Here is a 20,136-nt window from a genome sequence, read left to right on the forward strand (position 1 = left end):
CATCGGGGGCGGATGCGGGGGCTGGGGCGCGTTCCCGGAGGGACAATGAGAGCTGCATCGCAGCGAGCGGGAGGGGGCGCGTGATGAACACCGCGACGATGGCCAGGGCCTGGACGGTGGAGCTGCGGTATGAGGAGGACGCGGACCTGACCAGGGCTGTCGCGTACATGCGGCTGCCGTCGGGGCGGTTGCTGACCGCCGAGGGGCAGGCGCGGCGGCACCCGGTCGACCGGCCGCGGGCTTCCATCGGTGAGGAGATGGCGGGGGCGCGGGCGCTGTCCGGTCTGGCGCACCGGCTGCTGGAGGCGGCTGCTGACGAGGTCGAGGTGAATGTGCACGGGGGTGACCCGGCGGTCTAGGAGGTGGTGGCCAGGACCAGGGGGAGCACACCGGGAGCGCCTGCCTGGAGGAGCTGGCGGGCCACTATGGCCATGGTCCAGCCGGAGTCGAGCTGGTCGTCGACCAGGAGCACGGGGCCGGACAGGTGGCGGAGCCTCTCGGCCAGGTCCTCGGGGATGGCGAAGGCGTCGTGCAGGGCTTTGACGCGCTGGGCGCTGTTGGCTCTGGGCTGGTCGGGGGGCGGGCCGCCCGCGACGGTGCCGAGGTTGTCGAGGCGGCCGACGCGGGCCACGTGTTCGGCCACGCCGGTGATGAGGCGCGGGCGGGTGCGGGAGTTGATGGCGACCACGGCGGCGGGGCGGGTGGGCCAGGGGTCGGAGCCGTGTGACCAGTCCTTGAGGACTTCGATGAGTACGTTGAGCAGGTCCTGGGGCGGGGTGGTGTCGGGGCTGTCCACGGCCAGGAGTTCGCGCAGGCGGGTGCCCCAGCCGAGGTCGGAGAGGCGGCCCACGGCGCGGCCGGGGAGGGTCTGCTCGGCGGCTGGGATCTTGCCGGAGAGGGGCACGCCCGCTGCGGCGAGGCCGGTCGGCCACATCTTGCGGGGTTCGATCTGGACGCCGGGGCGGCCGAGGAAGGTGTGCGCGGCGTTGAGGGCGTCGGCGGAGACGTCGCTGGTGTAGGCGGGGCCCGCGCAGTTGTCACAGCGGCCGCAGCGGCGGGCCTCGGGGTCGTCGAGGGTGTGGCGGAGGAACTCCATGCGGCACCGGGTCGTGGTGGTGTAGTCGCGCATCGCGTCCTGTTCGGACTGCCGGGCCTTGGCGATGCGCGCGTAGCGCTCGGTGTCGTACGCCCAGGGCTGGCCGGTGGCCTCCCAGCCGCCGCGGACGCGTTTGACCGCGCCGTCGACGTCGAGGACCTTGAGCATCATCTCCAGGCGGTTGCGGCGCAGGTCGACCTGCACTTCGAGGGCCTGGGTCGACACGGGCCGCCCGGCGGCGCCGAGCACGTCGAGGACGCGGCGGACCTGGTCCTCGGGCGGGAAGGCGAGCGAGGCGAAGTAGCGCCAGATGGCGGCGTCCTCGGGGCCGGGCAGCAGCATCACGTCGGCCCCTGCCACGGCGCGGCCCGCGCGGCCGACCTGCTGGTAGTAGGCGATCGGCGAGGCGGGTGCGCCGAGGTGCACGACGAAGCCGAGGTCGGGTTTGTCGAAGCCCATGCCGAGGGCGGAGGTGGCGACCAGCGCCTTGAGTTTGTTGTCGAGCAGGTCCTGCTCGGCGGCGCGGCGGTCGGCGTCCTCGGCCTGGCCGGTGTACGCGGCCACGGCGTAGCCCCGTGCGGCCAGGAACTGGGCGGCCTCGTGCGCGGCGGCCACGGTCAGCGTGTAGACGATGCCGGAGCCGGGGATCTGGTCCAGGTGGTCGGCGAGCCAGGCCAGCCGGTGCGCGGGGCTGGGCAGCTGCAACGCGGCCAGCCGCAGCGACTCGCGGTCCAGCGGGCCGCGCAGCACCAGCGGCTGGTGTCCGGCCGTCTCGCCCGCGCCGAGCTGCTCGGCGACGTCGGTGGTGACGCGCTCGTTGGCGGTGGCGGTGGTGGCCAGCACCGGCGTGCCGGTGGGCAGCTCGGCGAGCATGGTGCGCAGCCGCCGGTAGTCGGGGCGGAAGTCGTGGCCCCAGTCGGAGACGCAGTGCGCCTCGTCGACCACGAGCAGCCCGGTCGTGGCGGCCAGGCGGGGCAGCACGCTGTCGCGGAAGTCGGGGTTGTTGAGCCGCTCAGGGCTGATCAGCAGCACGTCGACCGCGCCGTCGGCGATCTCGGCGGTGATCTGGTCCCAGTCCTCCAGGTTGGCCGAGTTGATGGTGCGGGCGTGGATGCCCGCGCGGGCCGCCGCGTCGACCTGGTTGCGCATCAGCGCCAGCAGCGGGGAGACGATCACCGTCGGGCCGTGGCCGCGTTCGCGCAGCAGGGCGGTGGCGACGAAGTACACCGCGGACTTGCCCCAGCCGGTGCGCTGCACGCACAGCACCCGCCGGGCGTCGGCGACCAGCGCCTCGATCGCCCGCCACTGGTCCGGCCGCAGCTCGGCGTGTTCGCCCGCGAGCCGCCGTAGCACCGTTTCGGCACGTTCGCGTAGTTCCGTCCTGTCGTCCGCCATCCCGCAGTTCTACCAGCCGGGGGTGTCAGCCTGACCGCTGGCGGGTAATCAGGGCAAATGACCAACATCGGATACACCCTCATGACCGAGCAGCGCGGGCCGCGCGAGCTGGTCGACGACGCGGTGCGCGCCGAGGCGGCCGGGTTCGACTTCGCGGTCTGCTCCGACCACTACTACCCGTGGCTGGACGAGCAGGGGCACGCCCCGTTCGCCTGGTCGGTGCTGGGCGCGGCCGCCCACGCCACGCAGCGGCTGCCGCTGGTCTCCTTCGTCACCTGCCCCACCATGCGGTATCACCCGACGGTGGTGGCGCAGATGGCGGCGACCATCGGCGTCATGTCGCAGGGGCGCTTCACGCTCGGGCTCGGTGCCGGGGAGAACCTGAACGAGCACGTCGTCGGCGCGTATCCGCACGCCACGCAGCGCCACGCGATGCTGTCCGAGGCGCTGGAGATCATCCGGCCGTTGCTGGCCGGTGAGGTCGTACACCACCTCGGCGAGTACTTCGAGGTGCCCGAGGCGCGGCTGTGGGACCTGCCGGACTCTCCGGTGCCGATCGGCGTCGCGGTGTCCGGTCCGTCCTCGATCCGGCTGGCCACCCGCCACGACGCGGCCCTGATCGCGACCGAGCCGAAACCCGAGCTGATCCGGCAGTACGCCGACGCGGGCGGCACCGGCCCGCGCTACGGGCAGGTCGCCATCTGCTGGGGACCGGACGCCGACGCGTGCGCCCGGATCGCCCACGACCAGTTCCGCTGGTTCGACCTGGGCTGGGCGGTCAACGCCGAACTGCCGCATCCGCGCTCGTTCGCCGCGGCGACGGCCGTGATGACCCCGGCGATGGTCGCCGAGAAGATCTCGTGCGGGCCGGACGTGGACAGGCACGTCGCCGCCGTACGCGAGTTCGTCGACGCGGGGTTCACCGACGTGGCGCTCGTCCAGATCGGCGGCGACAGCCAGCCCGACTTCCTCGACTTCGCCGAGAAGCAGCTCCTGCCCGCCCTGGCCGGCGTGTAGCGGCGGGTCAGGGGCGGCGGGCGCCGGGGGCGCGCCGGGCCAGGCGCAGGACGCGCAGGATCATCGCGGGTTTGCGCAGGACGCCGGGTGGGGTCAGCAGGTGCTGGACGGCCGTGAAGACGCGGCGGATCTCGGGGTCGGTCTGGGCGGCGAGCTGGATGCGGCGGGAGTAGGCGTTGCGCAGGGCGATGCCGCGCGGGCGTACGCCCTGGGTCTGCGGGTAGGCGAAGTCGCCGCCCGCGGCGAACCCCCACGGCGTGGCGAGGATGTGCGCCGTCTCCTGGTACTGGTCGGCGGCGAGGGCTGCGGTGGCCGCGCCGTGCGCGTCGAGCTGCCTGCCCAGGGCCTGGGCCTCCAGCGCCGCACAGGTCATGCCCTGGCCGTAGATCGGATTGAAGCTGCAGATCGCGTCGCCGAGCGCCAGGTAGCCGGCGGGATAGGCGGTCAGGTCCTCGAAGTGGCGGCGGCGGTTGGACGGGAACGTGAACGAGACGGCCTCGGTGACCGGCTCGCACCGGTCGATCAGGTCGGCGATGCCGGGGTGGGGCAGGCTGCGGGCGTGCGCGGCGAACGCGGCCGGGTCGCCGGGGGCGGGGAAGTCGCCGTGCCAGCCGCCCATCGACACCAGCCAGCGGCCGTCCTCGATCGGCAGGGCCAGCCCGACCCGGGTCTCGTCCGGCGCGGCGGGCAGCACGAACACCGCGGTGGCCCCGGGCAGGTCGCCGGGCTTGCGGCGCAGGAGGCGGGTGGTGTACCCGACCCCGATCTTGATCTCGGTGACCGCCGGGGCGGCGAAGCCCAGCTCGGCCAGCCAGCGGTCGGAGCGGCCGCCCCGGCCCGAGCAGTCGACCGTCAGCGCGCACGGCAGCGTCTCGCCGCCGTCCAGCACCACGCCGGTGACCGTGCCGTCCGCGCCCGCCAGCCCGGAGACCGCGACCCCGGCCCGGATCTCGACGTTGGGCAGCGCCGCCACCCGGCTCCGGATGGTGTGCTCCAGCAGCGGGCGGCTGAAGGCCAGCAGGGTGATGCCGGTCGGCGACTTCGCCCAGACGCTGCCGTACCGGTAGGTGATCATCTCGGTGCCCGGTTCGAACGGCACCGCGCCCGCCCCGACCAGCTCGTCGACCAGGCCCTCGAACAGCTCGCCGAGCGCCCGCTGCCCGGCCGCGAGCAGCACCGCACCGTGGTTGCCCTGCGGGACCCCGCGTCGCGGCACCGCCGACGCGGGCAGCTCGTCCCGGTCCAGCACCACCACCCGGTCGTACCGGTCGGCCAGCACCCGCGCGGCGCACAGTCCTGCGATCCCGGCTCCGATCACGACGGCGGTGGACGTGGACATACGGGGTGCGCTCTCGGTCATCCGTCCATCTTCGACGGCACCGGCCAAGATCGCTGACCGGGGTGGCGGCTCCGGTCATGGATGTGACTAATTCCCGCCAGGCCTAACGATCAACAGCGATCGATACTAGGGTGCTGGTGTGTCCTCATCCGCCGTGGTGTTGCTGGGCGGGCTGCCGTTCACGCTGCTCGCGGTTCTGTTCCTGGGCCTGCTGGCGCAGGCGCAGCACCGCCGCGACGGCGTGCGCCCGGCCCGGCTCAGCGCATCCGCCCGCGAGAAGCTGACCGTCGAGGTGCGCGAGCTGGAGGAGGTCGCCGCCGAGGTGCTGGAGGCGGCCCGGACCGCGGTGCTGCTGGCCGAACGCACCGCCGCCGAGCTGGCCGCCGCCGAGGCCGAGCGCGACGTCGCCTGGCAGGCCCACCTGGACGCCGCGCAGGTGTTGGAGAAGGCGGCCGAGGCACTGCCGCCCGAGCCCGCCGAGGCGGTGAGCTCCGCGGAGAACCTGCGCGAGGTCTCCCGTGCCGCCCGCGCGGCCTACAAGCGCGGCGACCTGTCCATGGAGCAGTTGCGCGCGGTGTGGCAGCGGGTCGACGGCTGGGACCAGTCCCGCCAGGACCACTCGCACGAGCTGTCCCGCCTGCGCGCCGAGGACGCCGAGGCGGCCCGCCTCTACCACGTCGCGGCCTCCCGGGCCCGCCACGCCCGCCGCGCCGCCGAGGTGGCCCGGGTCTCCTCGCACGCCCTCACCCAGGAGGCGGCCGACGCCGCGTACGAGGCCCAGGTGATCCAGACCGCCCTGCGCGGCCGGGGCTGACCCGATTGAAGCCGCCGTGTCGCGGGTACTCCCCCAGGATGCGCGACTACGACGAAGTGGTGGAGGTCTACACCTGGCAGCAGGAGCCGGAATCCGGCACGGGCGTGCCCGCCGCCGACCTCGCCGACGAGGACCTGTTCCGCGAGCTGGCGGCGCTGCACCGCACCCGCCACGCCACCCTGCGCCACGGCTCCGACGCCGCCCTGTCCCACCACACCGACCGCCTGGTCGAACTGGAGGCCGACTACCTCAGGCGCTTCCCGGACCGCGAGATCGACCCCGAACGCCTGCGCTCCGGCGCCCGTGCCCGCTGACCGGGTGTGGGCTGGGTTACGGGGGTTCGGGGCGGTGGGGTCGGGCGTGAGATTCTTGGGGCGTGACTGCGACGTTGATGCTCGGGCGCTACCCCGTTGATCCGCCGGTGGTGCTCGCGCCGATGGCGGGCATCACCAATGTCGCGTTTCGGCAGCTCTGTCGTGAACAGGGGGCCGGGATCTACGTGTGCGAGATGATCACGACGGTCGCGCTCGCGGTACGCAACCCGAAGACCGAGAAGATGATCGAGTTCGCGCCGGACGAGCACCCGCGCAGCATCCAGCTGTACGGCGTCGACCCGGAGATCACCGCCAAGGCCGTACGCCGGGTGGTGGACGAGAACCTGGCCGATCACATCGACCTCAACTTCGGGTGCAGCGTCAAGAAGATCACGAGCAAGGGCGGCGGCTCGGCGATCCCGTGGAAGCGCCGCCTGTTCGGCGCGATCATCAAGGCCGCCGTCGACACGGCCGCGCCCGCGGGCATCCCGGTGACCATCAAGATGCGCAAGGGCATCGACGACGACCACCTGACGTACGTCGAAGCCGGTCTGATCGCCCAGGAGGCCGGGGTGAAGTGGGTGGCCCTGCACGCCCGCACCGCCGCCCAGCGCTACTCCGGCGAGGCCGACTGGGAGTCGATCGCCACCCTCAAGCAGGCCCTCGACGTGCCCGTGCTCGGCAACGGCGACATCTGGGAGGCCGACGACGCGCTGCGCATGGTGGCCGAGACCGGCTGCGACGGCGTCGTGGTGGGCCGGGGCTGCCTGGGCCGCCCGTGGCTGTTCGCCGACCTGGCCGCCGCGTTCGGCGGCCGCCCCGAGCGGGTCATGCCCGACCTGGGCGAGGTCGCGCAGGTGATGCGCCGCCACGCCGAACTGCTGGTGCACTGGTGGGGCGCCGAGCGCGAGGCCGTCACCGACTTCCGCAAGCACGTCGCCTGGTATCTCAAGGGCTTCCCGGTCGGCTCCGAGCTGCGCCGCTCGATGGCCATGGCGTCCTCGCTGATGGAGCTCGACGACCTGCTCGGCAAGCTCGACCCCGACGCCCCGTTCCCGGTCGCCAACCTGGGCCAGCCCCGCGGCCGCACCAACTCCCCCGCCAAGGTCGTCCTGCCCTACGGCTGGCTCGACGACCGCGACTCCCAAGCCGTTCCCGAGGACGCCGAACACGACGACTCCGGCGGCTGACCCCGCCTCCCAGCGTCCCGGCTCCCCCAGCCAAGATCGCCGTTTGAGGTCAGGAGCTGCGGTTCAACCACAGATCCTGACCTCAAACGGCGACCTTCGCCCGGAACGGCCCGCACGGCCGGACCTGGCCGGTCAGCGGCGGAAGGTGGCCGGCAGGGCGCGGGTGTACGGGGCGCGGTAGCGGGCGAGCAGGGCGAAGACCACGGCCAGGGTGCCCGACATGACGGCGTTCGAAGCCGAGCCCGGCAGCACCCACAGGTTCATCACGGTCGCGCCGACCATCAGGGCGGTCAGCCCGATCGCGGCCGCCCCGGACAGTCGCGGGACCAGCAGGCCGACGCCGCCCGCCAGCTCGCACGCGCCGACGAACCAGATGAACGCCATGCCCAGCCCGGCCTCGGCGAAGGCGGGCGGAGCCTCGAAGAACGGCAGGAACTTCGGCACCGCGACGCCGACGAAGAACAGGCCGAGCAGGATCTGAACGGTCCACACCGCGATGTTCACGGCACGGCGGGGGCGGGCGGCGGGGGCGGCGTACGAGGTCATGACGGGGTTCCTTCCCTAAAGTTCGGTCATCGCGTTACGTCCATGTAGACGGGCGGCGGACACGGAACTCATCGGTGCCGGGAAGGAATCTTCTGTCGGGGGCGTCAGCGGGCGCGGGCGGCGAAGTGCTCGACGATGCCCTGGAGCAGGCGGGTGTCGAAGGGCAGCGCCGCGCAGCTGTCCACCGCCGCGTCGCGGTGCTGCTCCATGAGCCGCCGCGCCTGCGCGAGCCCGTACACCCGGACCAGGTTGGCCTTGCCCACGTCGTTGCCGGAGTCCTTGCCGAGCTGCTCGCTGGACGCGGTCGCGTCGAGGATGTCGTCGCGGGCCTGGAACACGATGCCCGCGTGGTCGGCGTAGCGGGTGACCAGCTCGATCTCGACGCGCGGCCGGTCCAGCAGCATCAGCAGCGGCACCAGCGCGGCCTCGACCATCGTCGACGTCTTGAGCCGGTACATCTCCAGGATGGCCTCGCCGGTGACCGGGGAGGCGTCACGGGCGTAGCGCAGGTCGAGGAACTGGCCACGGCACAGGCGCTGCGGGCCGAGCACGGTGCCGACGTACGCGACGACGTCGGTGACCCGGTGCGCCGGGTAGTGCCGGTCGAGCCGGGCCAGCATGCCGAAGCCCGAGGACAGCATCGAGATCGCCGCGAGCTGCACGCTGCCCTCGTCGAACACGGTGTGCGCGGCCGGGCGGCCCCGGCGCAGCGTGGCGTCGTCCTGGGCGGGCAGGTCGTCGAAGATGAGGCTGGCGGTGTGGAACAGCTCGATCGCGCCGAGCAGCGACTCGGGCATGTCCCCGCGTACGCCGAGGCCCTCGGCCAGCATCAGGGTCAGCGCGGGGCGCAGCCGCTTGGCGGGACCGTCCATCGTGTACGCCAGGATCGGCGCCAGCTCGGCGGCGTTGACCTGGGCGTGGCAGTCGTGCACGATCTCGTTGATCCGCGCCAGCCGGTCGAGCACGAACGTGCGCGCGTCGACGCTGTTCGGGTCGCGGCGGCCCATCACCACGGCCGCCTCCCGCTTGAGCCGCAGGTCACCGGTGGTCAACTGCGGCAGCACCCGCCGGGGCGCCCCGGCCGCCGTACGCAGGAACGCGGCGATCTCCGGGGTGACCGGGTACTGGTCGAGCAGCGCCAGCGTGGCCTGCGGGTCCGCGCACAGGTGCACACCCAGCTTGATCGCACCGACGCCGGTCAGCGCCTCGCGGGCGACGGGGTCGCCGCCGTACACCTGGTCGACGACGTACGCGTCGTAGGCGAACAGGTCGAGCAGCGGGTTGGTGCGCCCGTCACCGGGGTGCGTGAACGGGGTCGTCCGGCCCGCGCGGCGGTCCTCGTCCCGGTCGGCGAGGTCGTCCTTGAACTGGCTCAGGAAGATCGTGTTGAGGCAGCGGGCGTAGAAGCCGTCGTCGAGCCGGCGGCGGCCGAGGATGTTCGCGACCACCCGGCTCAGCCCGGCCTTGAGGAAGATGTCCGGGTACGCCGACTCCAGCGGCTCGTCGGCGCGGCGTCCCGCGTCACGGTGCTGGGCCAGGTACATCGACTCGGCCGCGTGGTAGAGGTGCCGGTGCGTGGCGAACGGGTAGACCTGCAGCGCGATGCCGTACAGCTCGTGCATCTCCTCGGCCAGCGGATGGTCGGGCACCTCGCCGGGATCGATCGCGCCGCCGGTGGCCAGGCCGCGCAGGATCAGCCGGTGCAGCCGGTCCCGCTCGCGGGGCAGCATGTGCTCGCCGGGCAGGTCCTGGAAGCTGTCGTCGATGACGGCGTACGCGGCTCCGTACGCGTACGCGCCGGGCAGGATGCGGGTGAGGTGTTCGCGCGCCGCGGCCCGGCCCGCGTCACGGGTGTCGTACCCGCCGATGGCCAGCACCCCGACCAGCGTGCGGACCACCTTGCCCATCGCGCCCGCCTGCACCACCGTCTCCGGCAGGGTGCGGTGTAGCCGGTCCAGCCGCTCGGCCAGCCAGCGCACCTCGTCGACCTCGCGCAGCACCGGGAAGCGCCGCTCCAGCGACTCCACGACCCCGGCCACGCCACGCCCGCGCTCGATGCCCTCGACGATCTCGCGCACCGTGCGCGCGTGCGCCCGCGCCAGCACCTCGCCCCGGGCCACGTCGGCCGGGTCGGGCACCTCGCTGAGGTTGTACACCCCGAAGTAGTTCAGCTCCAGCAGCGCCTGCTCACGCAGCTCGCGCCGCCGGCGCGGCGGGTAGACCCCCCGCAGCAGCGCGGCGCCCGGCGTGCTGCGCCTGGCGATGGCGTCGAGCTGGGCGGTGTAGTGCTCCACATGCGACGCGATGGCCGACGGGTTGCCGTCCCGCCACCGCGCGTAGTGCGCCAGCGTATGCCGCACGCCCTCCTCGAGCCTGCTGTGCTCGAGGTCCTCCTGCCGGAACGGGAACGGCTGCAACAGCTCCGTAGCGACACTCATGAGGCCGACCACCTCCCCGCGGAACTGACGGCCCCGCACCCCCATGATCCCACCCCCGCGCCAACCCCCGCCCGGACAGAAGGAACGGCACCTTCACCGCACCTCGGAGGGTTACGTTCCTTTCACGACGGATACGGCGGGCCGGTGTGCCAGGATGTGCGCCATGCTGCCGCCGCCGGAATTCGCCGTGGTCCGCGTGCTCGGTTACCGACGCGACAGGGTCGACCGTCTGATCGAAGCGGTGTACCGAGGCGAGGCGAATCTCGCCGGCAAGCGCACGTTCGACCTCCCGGTGGTCATGCACGGCTACGACTGCGCGCAGGTGGACGCGTACCTGGCCCAGGTCGCGGCGCTGCACGAGGCCCACGGCGCCTTCCGGCCCCTGGCCGACCCGGACAGCGGCGTGCCGACCGTCGGTCCTGTCGCCTCGCGGCCCCCGGCGTTCCGGCGGGCCATCCCGTTCACCAGGGGGTACGACCCCGCGCAGGTGGACGCACTCGTCGCGCGGATCGCACCGGTGCTGGCCGGAGGTGTCGGCATCACCTCCGCCGAGATCGAGGAGGCCGACCTGCCGCTGGTCCGCAGGGGCTACGACGTCGAGCGGGTCGACGCCTACCTGGACGCGGTGGTGATCAGGTTGCGGGCCGAGGGCCGCTGAGCGGTCAGAAGGCGCGGGCGTACTGGTCCGGCCAGTGCGGCTGCCCGCCGAGCTTCGCCAGCGCCCGGCGCGGCCAGTACGGGTCACGCAGCAGCTCCCGCCCGATCAGCACCAGGTCGGCCTGACCGTCGGCGACGATGCGCTCGGCCTGCTCCGGTTCGGTGATCAGGCCGACCGCGCCGGTCAGCACCCCGGCGTCACGGCGCACCTGCTCGGCCAGCGGAGCCTGGTAGCCGGGCCCGACCGGGATGTCGGCCTGCGGCACAACCCCGCCCGACGAGCAGTCGATCAGGTCGACCCCGGCCGTGACCAGCTCACGGGCCAGGGCGACGGTGTCGGTGACGTCCCAGCCGCCGTCGGTCCAGTCGGTCGCCGAGACCCGGGCCAGCACGGGCACGTCGGGGCCGACGGCGTCGCGGACGGCCGTCGCGACCGCCACGGCCAGGCGCGTGCGCCCGGCCCGGTCGCCGCCCCAGCCGTCGGTGCGGTGGTTGGTCAGCGGCGAGTAGAACTCGTGCAGCAGGTATCCGTGCGCCGCGTGGATCTCCACGGCCCGGAAGCCCGCGTCGACCGCGTACACGGCGGCCTGCGCGAATGCGGCGATCACCGCGTGGATGCCGGCCTCGTCGAGGGCGCGGGGCGTGCGGTACGCGGGAACGAACGGCTCGGTGCCCGGCGCGACCGGCTGCCAGCCGCCGTCGGCGTCGGGCACCCCGCCCCGCTCCTGCGCGAACGGCCAGTACGTGGACGCCTTGAACCCGGCGTGGGCGAGCTGGATCGCGGGCACCGCCCCCTGCGCGGCGACGAACGCGGTGACGGGACGCCACGCGTCCACGTGCGCCGGTGACCAGATGCCGGCGTCGCGCGGGGAGATCCGGCCCTCCGGCAGCACCGCGCTGGCCTCGGTGATCACCAGCCCTGCCCCGCCGACCGCGCGGGCGCCCAGGTGGGCCAGGTGCCAGTCGGTGGGCAGGCCGTCCGGCCCGGCCGAGTACTGGCACATCGGCGACATCGCGATGCGGTGGGGCAGCGTCACGCCGCGCAGTTCTAGGGGCTGGCCGAGTGCGGTCACGGCGCAACAGTACGGCCGGGCGCGGGCAGCGTCCTGTGACGCGGCTCGCACCCGGCCGGACATGGTGAAGGGCCGGGAAGACGTCGGTCATCCGGCCCTTCGGCGTTACTGCGTGGCGTCCTACGAGAAGATGCTCACGCCCCCAGGTCCTACCAGCAGACCGATGATGATCAGCACGATGCCCCACAGGATCTGGCGTCGTACCAGCGAGACGATCCCGGAAACGACCAGGACCACGGCGAGGATCCACAGTAAAAGCTCCATGGTTCCTTCCTGCCCCACGAACTCAGTGACGAAACCGCTACGTTAAGAAGCGGATCAGTCCTCCGCCAGCATGCGCTCGCGCAGCTGCGCGAGGCACCGGCTGAGCAGGCGCGACACGTGCATCTGGGAGACCCCGATCTGCTCGGCGATCTGGGCCTGGTTGTGGCCCTGAACGAAGCGCAGCATGAGGATCTTCTGCTCACGTTCCGGCAGTTCCTTGACGTACTGCCGGACCGCGTGCACGTCCGGAATGGACTCCAGCACGGTGTCGGTCTCGCCGATCAGCTCGCCGAGCTCCACATCGCCGTCCTCGCCGCTCACCGCGACATTGAGGGAGTTGATGCGGTACGCCTGCGCGCAGTGCATCCCGGCCACCACGTCTTCGACGGTGACATTGAGATGCGTGGCGAGGTCGTCGGCGGTCGGCCACCGGCCGAGGTCCTGGCAGAGCTGCGGGGACACCCGGTTGATGTCCAGGTACAGCTCCTGCATGCGGCGGCTCACCCGCATGCTCCAGCCCCGGTCACGGAAGTACCGCTTGAGTTCGCCGACGATGGTCGGCACCGCGAAGTGCACGAAGGCACTGCCACGGGAGGGGTCGAAACGGTCCACGGCCTGGATCAGGCCGATGGTCGCCACCTGCACGAGGTCGTCGCCATCCACACCGCGGTGTCGGAAGCGGCGGGCCAGGCGTTCGGCCAGCGGCAGCCAGGCACAGATGGCCTCCTGCCGCACGTCCTCATGTGCGGGGTCTTGCTCGCTCAGCTCTCCGAGACGGCGCAGCAGCACATCGCCGGCGGTCGCGTCGAGGGTGTCGGTCAGGGACGAGGGGGACGCGGACGCTTCGGTCTCGCGAACCAGTGTTGCAGACATTGCAGGCCTCCGGCGCAGTGAACCGCGTGTGTTCCGGGCGACGGGGGTCGACCTCGGACACGGTTCGCCTGTGACGGACACAGCACCCGTTTCTTGAGCGCTGTTTAGACGGCTTGGCAGCCGACTCGGCAAGCCGAGCACTGCCGACCATACAAGAGGTCGGCCAGAAGTACTAGTCCAAGGAGAGGAAGGTACACGTTCCGGACGCGTTCAGAAGGAGAAGCCCGAGGTGACAGCTCGATGGTCGGTGCCGGGAGTACGCAGCACCCCGGCCTGGGTCGCGGTCAGCCCGCGGTACAGGACATGGTCGGGGCGCATCACCGGCAGTGACGAAGGCCACGTGAAGCCGTAACCCCAGCCCGCCTCGGCCTGCGCGTCGTCCAGCAGCGCCGCCAGTGGCGCGATGGCCCGGTCGGTCGCCGCGGTGTTCAGGTCGCCGAGCACCAGCACCCGCTGCGCCTCGTCCTCGCGGACCGCCTGCGCCAGCATGTCGATGGTGTGGTCCCGGGTGGCCGTGTCGTTGATCCGGGCCGAGCCCAGGTGCACGACGTACACCGCGACGTCGCCCTGCGGCGTCTTCACCAGCGCGCGCAGCGCCCGGGTCCACTCCAGACCGGTGTCCACGCCGGTGACGTCCGCGATCGGGTACTTGCTCAGCAGGCCCACCGTCGAGCGGACAGCGTAGTGCGGATACGTCTTCGTCAGCTGCTCGGCGACCGTCTCGATGGTGCCGCCGGAGGCCTCCTGCAGCGCGATCAGGTCGGGGCCGCCGTCGGCCAGCGCCCGCACCGTGGTCTGCGGGTCGGGGTTGTCGGCGTACAGGTTCTGGGTGACCACCCGCAACTGCACCTGCCCGCCCGGCGGCGGCAGCAGCGCACGGCCGAACATCGCCGCCCAGATCACCGCGGGCAGCAGCACCACCAGCAGCGCCTTGCCGGAGCGGGCCAGCAGGGCAGCGATCGCCAGCACCGGCACGGCCAGGCCGAACAGCGGGGCGATGGTGTCGAGCACGCTGCCGATGCCGTGCACATTGGGGACGAGCCGGTGACCCGCGAGCACAGCAGCCAGCAGCAGGGCGGCCGCGATGACCAGCCCCGCTCGCCAGGCCGGGCGCCGGGGAGGCGGCTCAGCCGGGCCTCCGGGCGTCTTCTTCAGCTCGATGGTGGTCACTGTCCGTATGTTACCGGGGAGGACCCGAATCAAACTCGGCAAACGTCGCACTACCCGTGTGCGAAGTCCCCCGAACCACCGGTTCGGGGGACTCCACGCACGTCAACCAAGGTCAGCAGCCGGGCAGGCGCTCGATCAGGTAACGCTCCACCTGGTCCAGCGAGACCCGCTCCTGGACCATCGTGTCACGATCACGGACCGTCACCGCGTTGTCTTCCAAGGTGTCGAAGTCGACGGTGACGCAGTACGGCGTGCCGATCTCGTCCTGGCGGCGGTAGCGGCGGCCGATCGCCTGCGCGTCGTCGAAGTCGACCACCCAGCGCTTGCGCAGGTCCGCGGCCAGGCCACGGGCCTTCGGCGAGAGCTGCTCGTTGCGCGACAGCGGGAGCACGGCGACCTTGACCGGGGCCAGGCGCTTGTCGAAGCGCATCACGGTGCGCTTGTCGACGCCGCCCTTGGTGTTGGGCGCCTCGTCCTCGTCGTACGCCTCCAGCATGAACGCCAGCACCGCGCGGGTCAGACCGGCCGCGGGCTCGATGACGAACGGCGTCCAGCGCTCGTTCTTCTCCTGGTCGAAGTACGACAGGTCGGTGCCCGAGTGCTTGCTGTGCGTCGTCAGGTCGAAGTCGGTGCGGTTGGCGATGCCCTCCAGCTCGGAGAACTCGGTGCCGCCGAACCGGAAGCGGTACTCGATGTCGACCGTGCGCTTGGAGTAGTGCGACAGCTTCTCCTGCGGGTGCTCGAAGAAGCGCAGGTTGTCAGCCGAGATGCCCAGGTCGAGGTACCAGTTCCAGCGCTCGTTCAGCCAGTACTCGTGCCACGTCTCGTCGGTGCCGGGCTCGACGAAGAACTCCATCTCCATCTGCTCGAACTCCCGCGTACGGAAGATGAAGTTGCCCGGGGTGATCTCGTTGCGGAAGCTCTTGCCGACCTGGGCGATGCCGAACGGCGGCTTCTTGCGGGCCGTGGTCGCCACGTTGGCGTAGTTCACGAAGATGCCCTGGGCCGTCTCCGGGCGCAGGTAGTGCACGCCCTCGGCGCTCTCGACCGGGCCGAGGAACGTCTTCATCAGGCCGTTGAACATGCGCGGCTCGGTGAAGGTGCCCTTGTTGCCGCAGTTGGGGCAGTTCAGGTCGGACAGCACGAAGGTGGCGCCGGGCTTCTTCTCCAGGAACGCCTCCTCCAGGTGGTCGGCCCGGAAGCGCTTGTGGCAGCTGGTGCACTCGGTCAGCGGGTCGACGAACGCCTCGATGTGGCCGGAGGCCTCCCACACCTGGCGGGCCAGGATCACCGCGGAGTCCAGGCCGACGATGTCGTCGCGCTGCTGGACCATCGTCTTCCACCACTGCCGGCGGACGTTGTCCTTGAGCTCCACGCCCAGCGGACCGTAGTCCCAGGCCGAACGGGTGCCACCGTAGATCTCACTCGACGGGTAGACGAAGCCCCGGCGCTTGGCCAGGCTGACGACGGAGTCGATGCGGTCCGCGGGCATGATCAGGTCTCCATTCCGTTGGAGGTTGCCGCCGGCTGGCTGTCGGCGGAGGGTCGGCGGAAGATCCGCTCGACGTGGATACGGTACGGGCCGCTCGAACAGCCCGCATGCGGTTAAACGCTACTGCACACGCAACGTGGTGAGTCCGCCGGTGCGGCGCGCCGACACCCCGGTTACTCGCGCCCGCATACTTCCAGGTCGGTGGTCTTGGGGTCCTGTGCGAGGCGGTAGACGACCTGCTCGCTGTCACCGTCGGTGTAGCGCTCGGTGACCGGCAGGGTGATCCCCGACGTGCCCTGCAGCTCGACCTCGCCCAGCTCGTACGACTGGATGCGCTCCGGCCGGGCCTGCTCGCGGCTGGTGAAGCGGGCCAGGTCCAGCCGCTGCTGCTCGTCCTCGCACAGCAGCTCGTAGGCCTGCTCGTACTTCTTGGCCTTCAGCGCGTCGAGGTAGGTGCCGACCGTGACATGCGCCCGCTCGTTGATCGCCTGCACGCCGGTGACGGCCAGCCCGACCCCGGCGACCAGGCCGCCGCCGCAGCACAGCGCCACCAGTACGCCCGCGATACCGAGCGCCCAGCCCAACCGGGTCCCGCCGCCCTCCGACGGCGCGGCCGGGAACGGCGGCACGGCACCCGGACCGGGCGGCACGGGCGGGGGCACGGACGCGTGGGTCATGGCCGCGATCATATGGCGTACGCCCCACCCGCCGCCGCCGTGCCCGAAACCCGGCCCCGGCCGACGCCGCGACCTCGCCGATCAGGCCCGGTCGCTGGCCTTCGTCTCGACCTGTCCGCCCGGCTCGGCCGCGGCCAGCGTCTCGAACGCGCACGGTTCCATCAGCGATTCGGCCAGCAGGGGCGTGGCCGTCATCTTCACGTCGAAACCGCCCAGCGCGCGCCGGTACGCCCCCACGCTCTCCCACTCGGTGAGCAGGCACCAGTGCTCCGGCTCGTCGAGCGACCGGGTCAGTTCCCCGCGCAGGTAGCCGGGGCGGGCCGCGAGGGCCGCCAGCGCCGCGTGGGCGCGCTCGACGAACGCCTCCTCGTTGGCGGCGATCACGAATCGATTGAGCATCAGCACCTCACTACAGTAAGGAGGGGCACCTTCCTGTCGTTTTACGGGGTAAAGGGTGCCCTCTTGACCCGTGCCGGAGAGGACCCGCAGTCGTGCCCCAGGATGTCGCGAACAACCCGCTGCTGCGCAGGCTCGCCCGGGTCCCGAAGCTCACCGCCGTGCTCGGCACGCTGGCGCTGCTGGTGGTGGCGGTGCTGCTGCCGAACCCGTACAGCGGGCTGCTGCTGCTCGCGCTCGCCGCCGGGCTGGCCTCGCTCCTGGTGATCACCTGGCCGGTGCAGCCGGTCGGCACCCGCGCCCTGCGGGTGGTCGTGCTCACCCTGCTCACTGCCGCAGCCCTGACCCGCCTCTTCTGACCCGAGCGAGCCGGCGCCCGCCTGGTCGGGCGGGGAGGGATATGCACCTATGCGTTTTTGACAATCGTTCTCATTTTCAGGGAGAGTTGACGCCATGCTGAGCCGATCTCTCCAGCGTGCCGCCGTCGCCGGTGTCGCCACGCTGCTGGCCCTGGGCACCCTCACCGCCTGCTCCGACTCCCCCGCCGACGACTCCGGCCGCATCAGCGTCGTGACCGGTTTCTACCCCCTGCAGTTCGTCTCCGAGAAGATCGGCGGCACCGACGCCGACATGGTCAACCTGGCCCAGCCGGGCGCCGAGCCACACGACATGGAACTGTCCCCGGCCCAGGTCGCCGAGGTCGCCAAGGCGGGCCTGGTGGTCTACCTGAAAGGCTTCCAGCCGCAGCTCGACGAGGCCGTCGCGCAGAACGCCGCGGACCGCGCGTTCGACGTCGCCACGGTCACCCCGCTGGTCAGCGGCCCGAACCACCAGGGCGCGACCGAGGAGGGCGGCAACGCCCCCGACCCGCACGTCTGGCTGGACCCCACCCGCCTGGCCGCCATCGCGGGCAGCGTCTCGCACCGGCTGGCCGAACTCGACCCGGCGCACGCCGCGGGCTACGCCGAGCGCGGCGACGCCCTGGTCGCCGAGCTCAACAAGCTCGACGCCGAGTTCAGCGCCGGGCTGGCGAACTGCCAGCGGCACGAGATCGTGACCAGCCACGCCGCCTTCGGCTACCTCGCCGACCGGTACAAGCTCAAGCAGATCGCCCTGTCCGGGCTGACCCCCGACACCGAGCCCACCCCGCAGCAGGTCGCGGCCGTGGCAGCCGAGGCGCGGCAGTACGGCGCGACGACGATCTTCTTCGAGACGCTGGTGTCGCCCAAGGTCGCGCAGACCCTTGCCGAGCAGGTCGGGGCGAAGACCGCCGTGCTCGATCCACTGGAAGGGCTCGCCGAGGGCGGGACGGGTGACTACTTCTCGGTCATGCGGGCCAATCTCGCAACGCTGCGTACCGCGTTGGGCTGTTCATGAACGCAGACGGCGGGAACCCCCCGGTTCTCGAGATCAAGCACGGCGCGGTCGCCTACGACCGGCCGGTGCTGCGCGACGTCAACCTGACCGTACGCAGCGGCGAGGTCGTCGCGGTGCTCGGCGCGAACGGCAGCGGCAAGTCCACGATGATCCGGGCCGGGCTCGGCCTGGTCCCGCTGGCCGAAGGCCAGGTCGAGCTGTTCGGCGTCCCGCTGCCCCGCTTCCGCCAGTGGAAGCGCATCGGGTACGTGCCGCAGCGGCTCGGCGCGGGCGGCGGCGTGCCCGCCACGGTCGGCGAGGTCGTCTCGTCCGGGCGGCTCGCCCGGCGGGGCTTCCCCGGCCTGCTGCGCGGCGACGACCGCCAGGCCGTCGCGCGGGCCCTGGCCGCGGTCGACCTGACCGACCGAGCGGGTGACCCGGTCGCCTCCCTGTCCGGCGGCCAGCAGCAGCGCACCCTCATCGCGCGGGCCCTGGCCGGCGAACCCGACCTGCTGGTGCTCGACGAGCCCACGGCGGGCGTGGACGCCAAGTCGCAGGAGGCGTTCGCCCAGGCCCTGCGCGACTTCGTACGGCACGGCGGCACGGTGCTGCTCGTCGCGCACGAACTCGGCCCGCTGCAACCTGTCATCACCCGCGCCGTGGTCGTGCACGACGGGGTCATCGCGCACGACGGCGCGGTGCCCCACCCCGCCGGGCACCACGCCGAACCAGGCCACGACCACGTGCACCCGCACGCCCCGCAGGACCCGCCGAGCATCTGGGGACGCGAATGAACGTGAACCTCATCGACATCATGTCGCTGCCCTTCATGCAGCGGGCGCTGCTCGGCGCGCTGATCACCGGCCTGATCGCCCCGTCGCTGGGCATCTACCTGGTGCAGCGGCGCATGTCGCTGATCGGCGACGGCATCGGCCACATCGCCCTGACCGGCGTCGGCGTCGGCCTGCTCACCGGCACCTCCCCCGTGCTGACCGCGATCGGAGTATCAGCGCTGGGCGCGGTCGCCGTCGAGCTGATCCGCGAACGCGGCCGCACCTCGGGCGACATCGCGCTCGCCATCCTGTTCTACGGCGGCATCGCGGGCGGCGTCTTCCTGGTCGGGCTCGCCCCCGGCAAGGGCAGCGCGAACCTGACGTCGTACCTGTTCGGTTCGCTGCTCACCACGTCCGCCACGGACCTGGTCACGATCGCGATCCTCGGTGCGTGCGTGCTCGCGGTCACCGTCGGGCTGCGGCCCTGGCTGTTCGCCATCTGCCAGGACGAGGAGTACGCCAAGGTCTCCGGCCTGCCCGTACGCGCCCTGAACCTGCTCCTCGCCGTGATGACCGCGGTCACCGTCACCGTCGCCATGCGCTCCGTCGGCCTGCTGCTGGTCAGCGCGCTGATGGTGGTGCCCGTCGCGGCTGCCCAGCTCGTCTCGCGCGGCTTCGGCGGCACCATGACCCTGGCCATGCTCGGCGGCGTGATCAGCGCCGGGGCCGGGATACTCGTCTCCGCCGGGTACGACACCGCGCCCGGCGCGACCATCGTGCTCGCCGCCATCGCACTGTTCATGCTGGTCGCGGCCGTGGGCACGGCACTGCGCCGACGCCGGCGCGCCGAACCGGCCCCGGCGACCGCATGCGATCCGCCCGAGTGCGTCCTCGACTCATGATTGGGTGTGCACGCGGACGCGGGGATACGGTGGTCGATGTGAGCCAGACGCAGTCCTACGTCCGCGCCGGAGAGCTGCTGCGGGCGCTCGCCGCGCCCGTACGGATCGCGATCGTGACCGAGCTGGCCGCCAACGGGGAGCGCCACGTGCACGAACTGGTGGAACGGCTACGGGTGGCCCAGCCGCTGGTCTCCCAGCACCTGCGCGTGCTGCGCGCGGCCGGCGTGGTCCGCGCCGAACGGCACGGCCGCGAGATCGCATACTCCTTGGTGGACGAGCACGTCGCGCACATCGTCGCCGACGCGGTCACCCACGCGGCGGAACAGCGCCAGTGACGGAGCGGGGAGAAGGCAT

The 20,136-nt window shown here is 72.1% G+C and carries 22 protein-coding genes; 11 read left to right on the plus strand and 11 right to left on the minus strand.

All coding sequences use genetic code 11. The features are described from left to right. Window positions 1-83: 83 nt before the first annotated feature. Window positions 84-359, plus strand: a complete 276-nt coding sequence (locus tag HAV40_RS27495) for a dsRBD fold-containing protein (protein WP_166386244.1) — start codon at window positions 84-86, stop codon at window positions 357-359. On the opposite strand, the gene HAV40_RS27500 is transcribed toward HAV40_RS27495, so the two are convergent. Further along, on the minus strand, window positions 356-2,491 hold the full coding sequence (locus HAV40_RS27500) for a RecQ family ATP-dependent DNA helicase (protein WP_166386246.1): 2,136 nt from the start codon (window positions 2,489-2,491) through the stop codon (window positions 356-358). The genes HAV40_RS27495 and HAV40_RS27500 overlap by 4 nt on opposite strands. Window positions 2,492-2,548: 57 nt before the next feature. Between HAV40_RS27500 and HAV40_RS27505 the strand changes: the two genes are divergently transcribed. Continuing rightward, window positions 2,549-3,508 carry a TIGR03557 family F420-dependent LLM class oxidoreductase gene (locus tag HAV40_RS27505; RefSeq protein WP_166386247.1) on the plus strand — a complete coding sequence of 320 codons (960 nt, stop codon included), beginning with the start codon at window positions 2,549-2,551 and terminating at the stop codon, window positions 3,506-3,508. 7 nt (window positions 3,509-3,515) lie between these two features. Here HAV40_RS27505 and HAV40_RS27510 read toward each other — a convergent pair whose 3' ends face one another. Beyond that, window positions 3,516-4,868 (minus strand): FAD-dependent oxidoreductase, encoded by a 1,353-nt coding sequence (locus tag HAV40_RS27510; RefSeq protein ID WP_203671705.1) that lies wholly within the window; start codon window positions 4,866-4,868, stop codon window positions 3,516-3,518. 118 nt (window positions 4,869-4,986) lie between these two features. Here HAV40_RS27510 and HAV40_RS27515 point away from each other — a divergent pair, with 118 nt between their 5' ends. The 3 genes from HAV40_RS27515 to dusB all read left to right on the plus strand — a co-directional run bounded on the left by HAV40_RS27515 (window position 4,987) and on the right by dusB (window position 7,165). Continuing rightward, window positions 4,987-5,661: a hypothetical protein gene (locus tag HAV40_RS27515; protein ID WP_166386249.1), complete on the plus strand. Its 675-nt coding sequence runs from the start codon at window positions 4,987-4,989 to the stop codon at window positions 5,659-5,661. A 38-nt stretch (window positions 5,662-5,699) separates the two neighbouring features. After that, window positions 5,700-5,975 carry a DUF6158 family protein gene (locus tag HAV40_RS27520; RefSeq protein WP_166386250.1) on the plus strand — a complete coding sequence of 92 codons (276 nt, stop codon included), beginning with the start codon at window positions 5,700-5,702 and terminating at the stop codon, window positions 5,973-5,975. A gap of 77 nt (window positions 5,976-6,052) precedes the next feature. Continuing rightward, window positions 6,053-7,165, plus strand: a complete 1,113-nt coding sequence (gene dusB, locus HAV40_RS27525) for a tRNA dihydrouridine synthase DusB (protein WP_166386426.1) — start codon at window positions 6,053-6,055, stop codon at window positions 7,163-7,165. A gap of 132 nt (window positions 7,166-7,297) precedes the next feature. Here the strand turns inward: dusB and HAV40_RS27530 are convergent, their stop codons facing one another. Beyond that, window positions 7,298-7,711, minus strand: coding sequence for a DoxX family protein (locus tag HAV40_RS27530; RefSeq protein ID WP_166386252.1), 414 nt, complete (start codon window positions 7,709-7,711; stop codon window positions 7,298-7,300). Between the two features lie 104 nt (window positions 7,712-7,815). Further along, complete coding sequence (locus tag HAV40_RS27535) at window positions 7,816-10,149, minus strand: polyprenyl synthetase family protein (protein ID WP_166386254.1); 2,334 nt, start codon at window positions 10,147-10,149, stop codon at window positions 7,816-7,818. Between the two features lie 163 nt (window positions 10,150-10,312). On the opposite strand from HAV40_RS27535, the gene HAV40_RS38990 reads away from it, so the two are divergent. Continuing rightward, window positions 10,313-10,807, plus strand: a complete 495-nt coding sequence (locus HAV40_RS38990) for a DivIVA domain-containing protein (RefSeq protein ID WP_166386256.1) — start codon at window positions 10,313-10,315, stop codon at window positions 10,805-10,807. A 4-nt stretch (window positions 10,808-10,811) separates the two neighbouring features. Here HAV40_RS38990 and HAV40_RS27545 read toward each other — a convergent pair whose 3' ends face one another. From HAV40_RS27545 to HAV40_RS27575, 7 genes are all read right to left on the minus strand, one after another. Then, on the minus strand, window positions 10,812-11,879 hold the full coding sequence (locus HAV40_RS27545) for an NADH:flavin oxidoreductase/NADH oxidase (RefSeq protein WP_166386258.1): 1,068 nt from the start codon (window positions 11,877-11,879) through the stop codon (window positions 10,812-10,814). A 120-nt stretch (window positions 11,880-11,999) separates the two neighbouring features. Further along, entirely contained in the window at window positions 12,000-12,143 is a 144-nt protein-coding gene (locus tag HAV40_RS27550) for a GPGG-motif small membrane protein (protein WP_166386260.1), read from the minus strand. Window positions 12,144-12,197: 54 nt separating this feature from the next. Next, entirely contained in the window at window positions 12,198-13,016 is an 819-nt protein-coding gene (locus HAV40_RS27555) for a SigB/SigF/SigG family RNA polymerase sigma factor (RefSeq protein ID WP_166386262.1), read from the minus strand. 210 nt (window positions 13,017-13,226) lie between these two features. Next, a complete protein-coding gene (locus HAV40_RS27560) occupies window positions 13,227-14,186 on the minus strand; it encodes an endonuclease/exonuclease/phosphatase family protein (protein ID WP_239086729.1) in 960 nt (319 codons plus the stop codon). A 112-nt stretch (window positions 14,187-14,298) separates the two neighbouring features. Beyond that, window positions 14,299-15,678: a glycine--tRNA ligase gene (locus tag HAV40_RS27565; RefSeq protein WP_166386264.1), complete on the minus strand. Its 1,380-nt coding sequence runs from the start codon at window positions 15,676-15,678 to the stop codon at window positions 14,299-14,301. Window positions 15,679-15,851: 173 nt separating this feature from the next. Beyond that, the gene (locus HAV40_RS27570) at window positions 15,852-16,355 is read right to left on the minus strand and encodes a hypothetical protein (protein WP_166386266.1); all 504 of its coding nucleotides are present in this window, start codon (window positions 16,353-16,355) and stop codon (window positions 15,852-15,854) included. An 81-nt stretch (window positions 16,356-16,436) separates the two neighbouring features. Then, a complete protein-coding gene (locus tag HAV40_RS27575; RefSeq protein ID WP_166386268.1) occupies window positions 16,437-16,760 on the minus strand; it encodes an antibiotic biosynthesis monooxygenase family protein in 324 nt (107 codons plus the stop codon). Window positions 16,761-16,846: 86 nt separating this feature from the next. On the opposite strand from HAV40_RS27575, the gene HAV40_RS27580 reads away from it, so the two are divergent. From HAV40_RS27580 to HAV40_RS27600, 5 genes are all read left to right on the plus strand, one after another. Further along, window positions 16,847-17,110, plus strand: a complete 264-nt coding sequence (locus HAV40_RS27580) for a hypothetical protein (protein ID WP_239086724.1) — start codon at window positions 16,847-16,849, stop codon at window positions 17,108-17,110. Window positions 17,111-17,204: 94 nt separating this feature from the next. After that, window positions 17,205-18,128, plus strand: a complete 924-nt coding sequence (locus HAV40_RS27585; protein ID WP_166386270.1) for a metal ABC transporter substrate-binding protein — start codon at window positions 17,205-17,207, stop codon at window positions 18,126-18,128. Next, entirely contained in the window at window positions 18,125-18,901 is a 777-nt protein-coding gene (locus HAV40_RS27590; RefSeq protein WP_166386272.1) for a metal ABC transporter ATP-binding protein, read from the plus strand. The genes HAV40_RS27585 and HAV40_RS27590 overlap by 4 nt, the downstream gene beginning before the upstream one ends. Further along, window positions 18,898-19,782, plus strand: a complete 885-nt coding sequence (locus HAV40_RS27595) for a metal ABC transporter permease (protein WP_409364992.1) — start codon at window positions 18,898-18,900, stop codon at window positions 19,780-19,782. The genes HAV40_RS27590 and HAV40_RS27595 overlap by 4 nt, the downstream gene beginning before the upstream one ends. Then, complete coding sequence (locus tag HAV40_RS27600) at window positions 19,779-20,117, plus strand: ArsR/SmtB family transcription factor (protein ID WP_166386274.1); 339 nt, start codon at window positions 19,779-19,781, stop codon at window positions 20,115-20,117. Before HAV40_RS27595 ends, HAV40_RS27600 begins: the two co-directional genes overlap by 4 nt. Window positions 20,118-20,136: the final 19 nt, after the last annotated feature.

The organism is Catellatospora methionotrophica (genome assembly GCF_011297335.1).
GTDB lineage: Bacteria > Actinomycetota > Actinomycetes > Mycobacteriales > Micromonosporaceae > Catellatospora > Catellatospora methionotrophica.

Coding starts and splice junctions, on each gene's coding strand:
- HAV40_RS27510 (WP_203671705.1), bottom strand. CDS start 4,868: ATGACCGAGAGCGCACCCCGTATGTCCACGTCCACCGCCGTCGTGATC.
- HAV40_RS27505 (WP_166386247.1), top strand. CDS start 2,549: ATGACCAACATCGGATACACCCTCATGACCGAGCAGCGCGGGCCGCGC.
- HAV40_RS27555 (WP_166386262.1), bottom strand. CDS start 13,016: ATGTCTGCAACACTGGTTCGCGAGACCGAAGCGTCCGCGTCCCCCTCG.
- HAV40_RS27565 (WP_166386264.1), bottom strand. CDS start 15,678: ATGCCCGCGGACCGCATCGACTCCGTCGTCAGCCTGGCCAAGCGCCGG.
- HAV40_RS38990 (WP_166386256.1), top strand. CDS start 10,313: ATGCTGCCGCCGCCGGAATTCGCCGTGGTCCGCGTGCTCGGTTACCGA.
- HAV40_RS27530 (WP_166386252.1), bottom strand. CDS start 7,711: ATGACCTCGTACGCCGCCCCCGCCGCCCGCCCCCGCCGTGCCGTGAAC.
- HAV40_RS27550 (WP_166386260.1), bottom strand. CDS start 12,143: ATGGAGCTTTTACTGTGGATCCTCGCCGTGGTCCTGGTCGTTTCCGGG.
- HAV40_RS27535 (WP_166386254.1), bottom strand. CDS start 10,149: ATGAGTGTCGCTACGGAGCTGTTGCAGCCGTTCCCGTTCCGGCAGGAG.
- HAV40_RS27500 (WP_166386246.1), bottom strand. CDS start 2,491: ATGGCGGACGACAGGACGGAACTACGCGAACGTGCCGAAACGGTGCTA.
- HAV40_RS27590 (WP_166386272.1), top strand. CDS start 18,125: ATGAACGCAGACGGCGGGAACCCCCCGGTTCTCGAGATCAAGCACGGC.
- HAV40_RS27600 (WP_166386274.1), top strand. CDS start 19,779: ATGATTGGGTGTGCACGCGGACGCGGGGATACGGTGGTCGATGTGAGC.
- HAV40_RS27495 (WP_166386244.1), top strand. CDS start 84: ATGAACACCGCGACGATGGCCAGGGCCTGGACGGTGGAGCTGCGGTAT.
- HAV40_RS27520 (WP_166386250.1), top strand. CDS start 5,700: ATGCGCGACTACGACGAAGTGGTGGAGGTCTACACCTGGCAGCAGGAG.
- HAV40_RS27585 (WP_166386270.1), top strand. CDS start 17,205: ATGCTGAGCCGATCTCTCCAGCGTGCCGCCGTCGCCGGTGTCGCCACG.
- HAV40_RS27595 (WP_409364992.1), top strand. CDS start 18,898: ATGAACGTGAACCTCATCGACATCATGTCGCTGCCCTTCATGCAGCGG.
- HAV40_RS27570 (WP_166386266.1), bottom strand. CDS start 16,355: ATGACCCACGCGTCCGTGCCCCCGCCCGTGCCGCCCGGTCCGGGTGCC.
- dusB (WP_166386426.1), top strand. CDS start 6,053: ATGCTCGGGCGCTACCCCGTTGATCCGCCGGTGGTGCTCGCGCCGATG.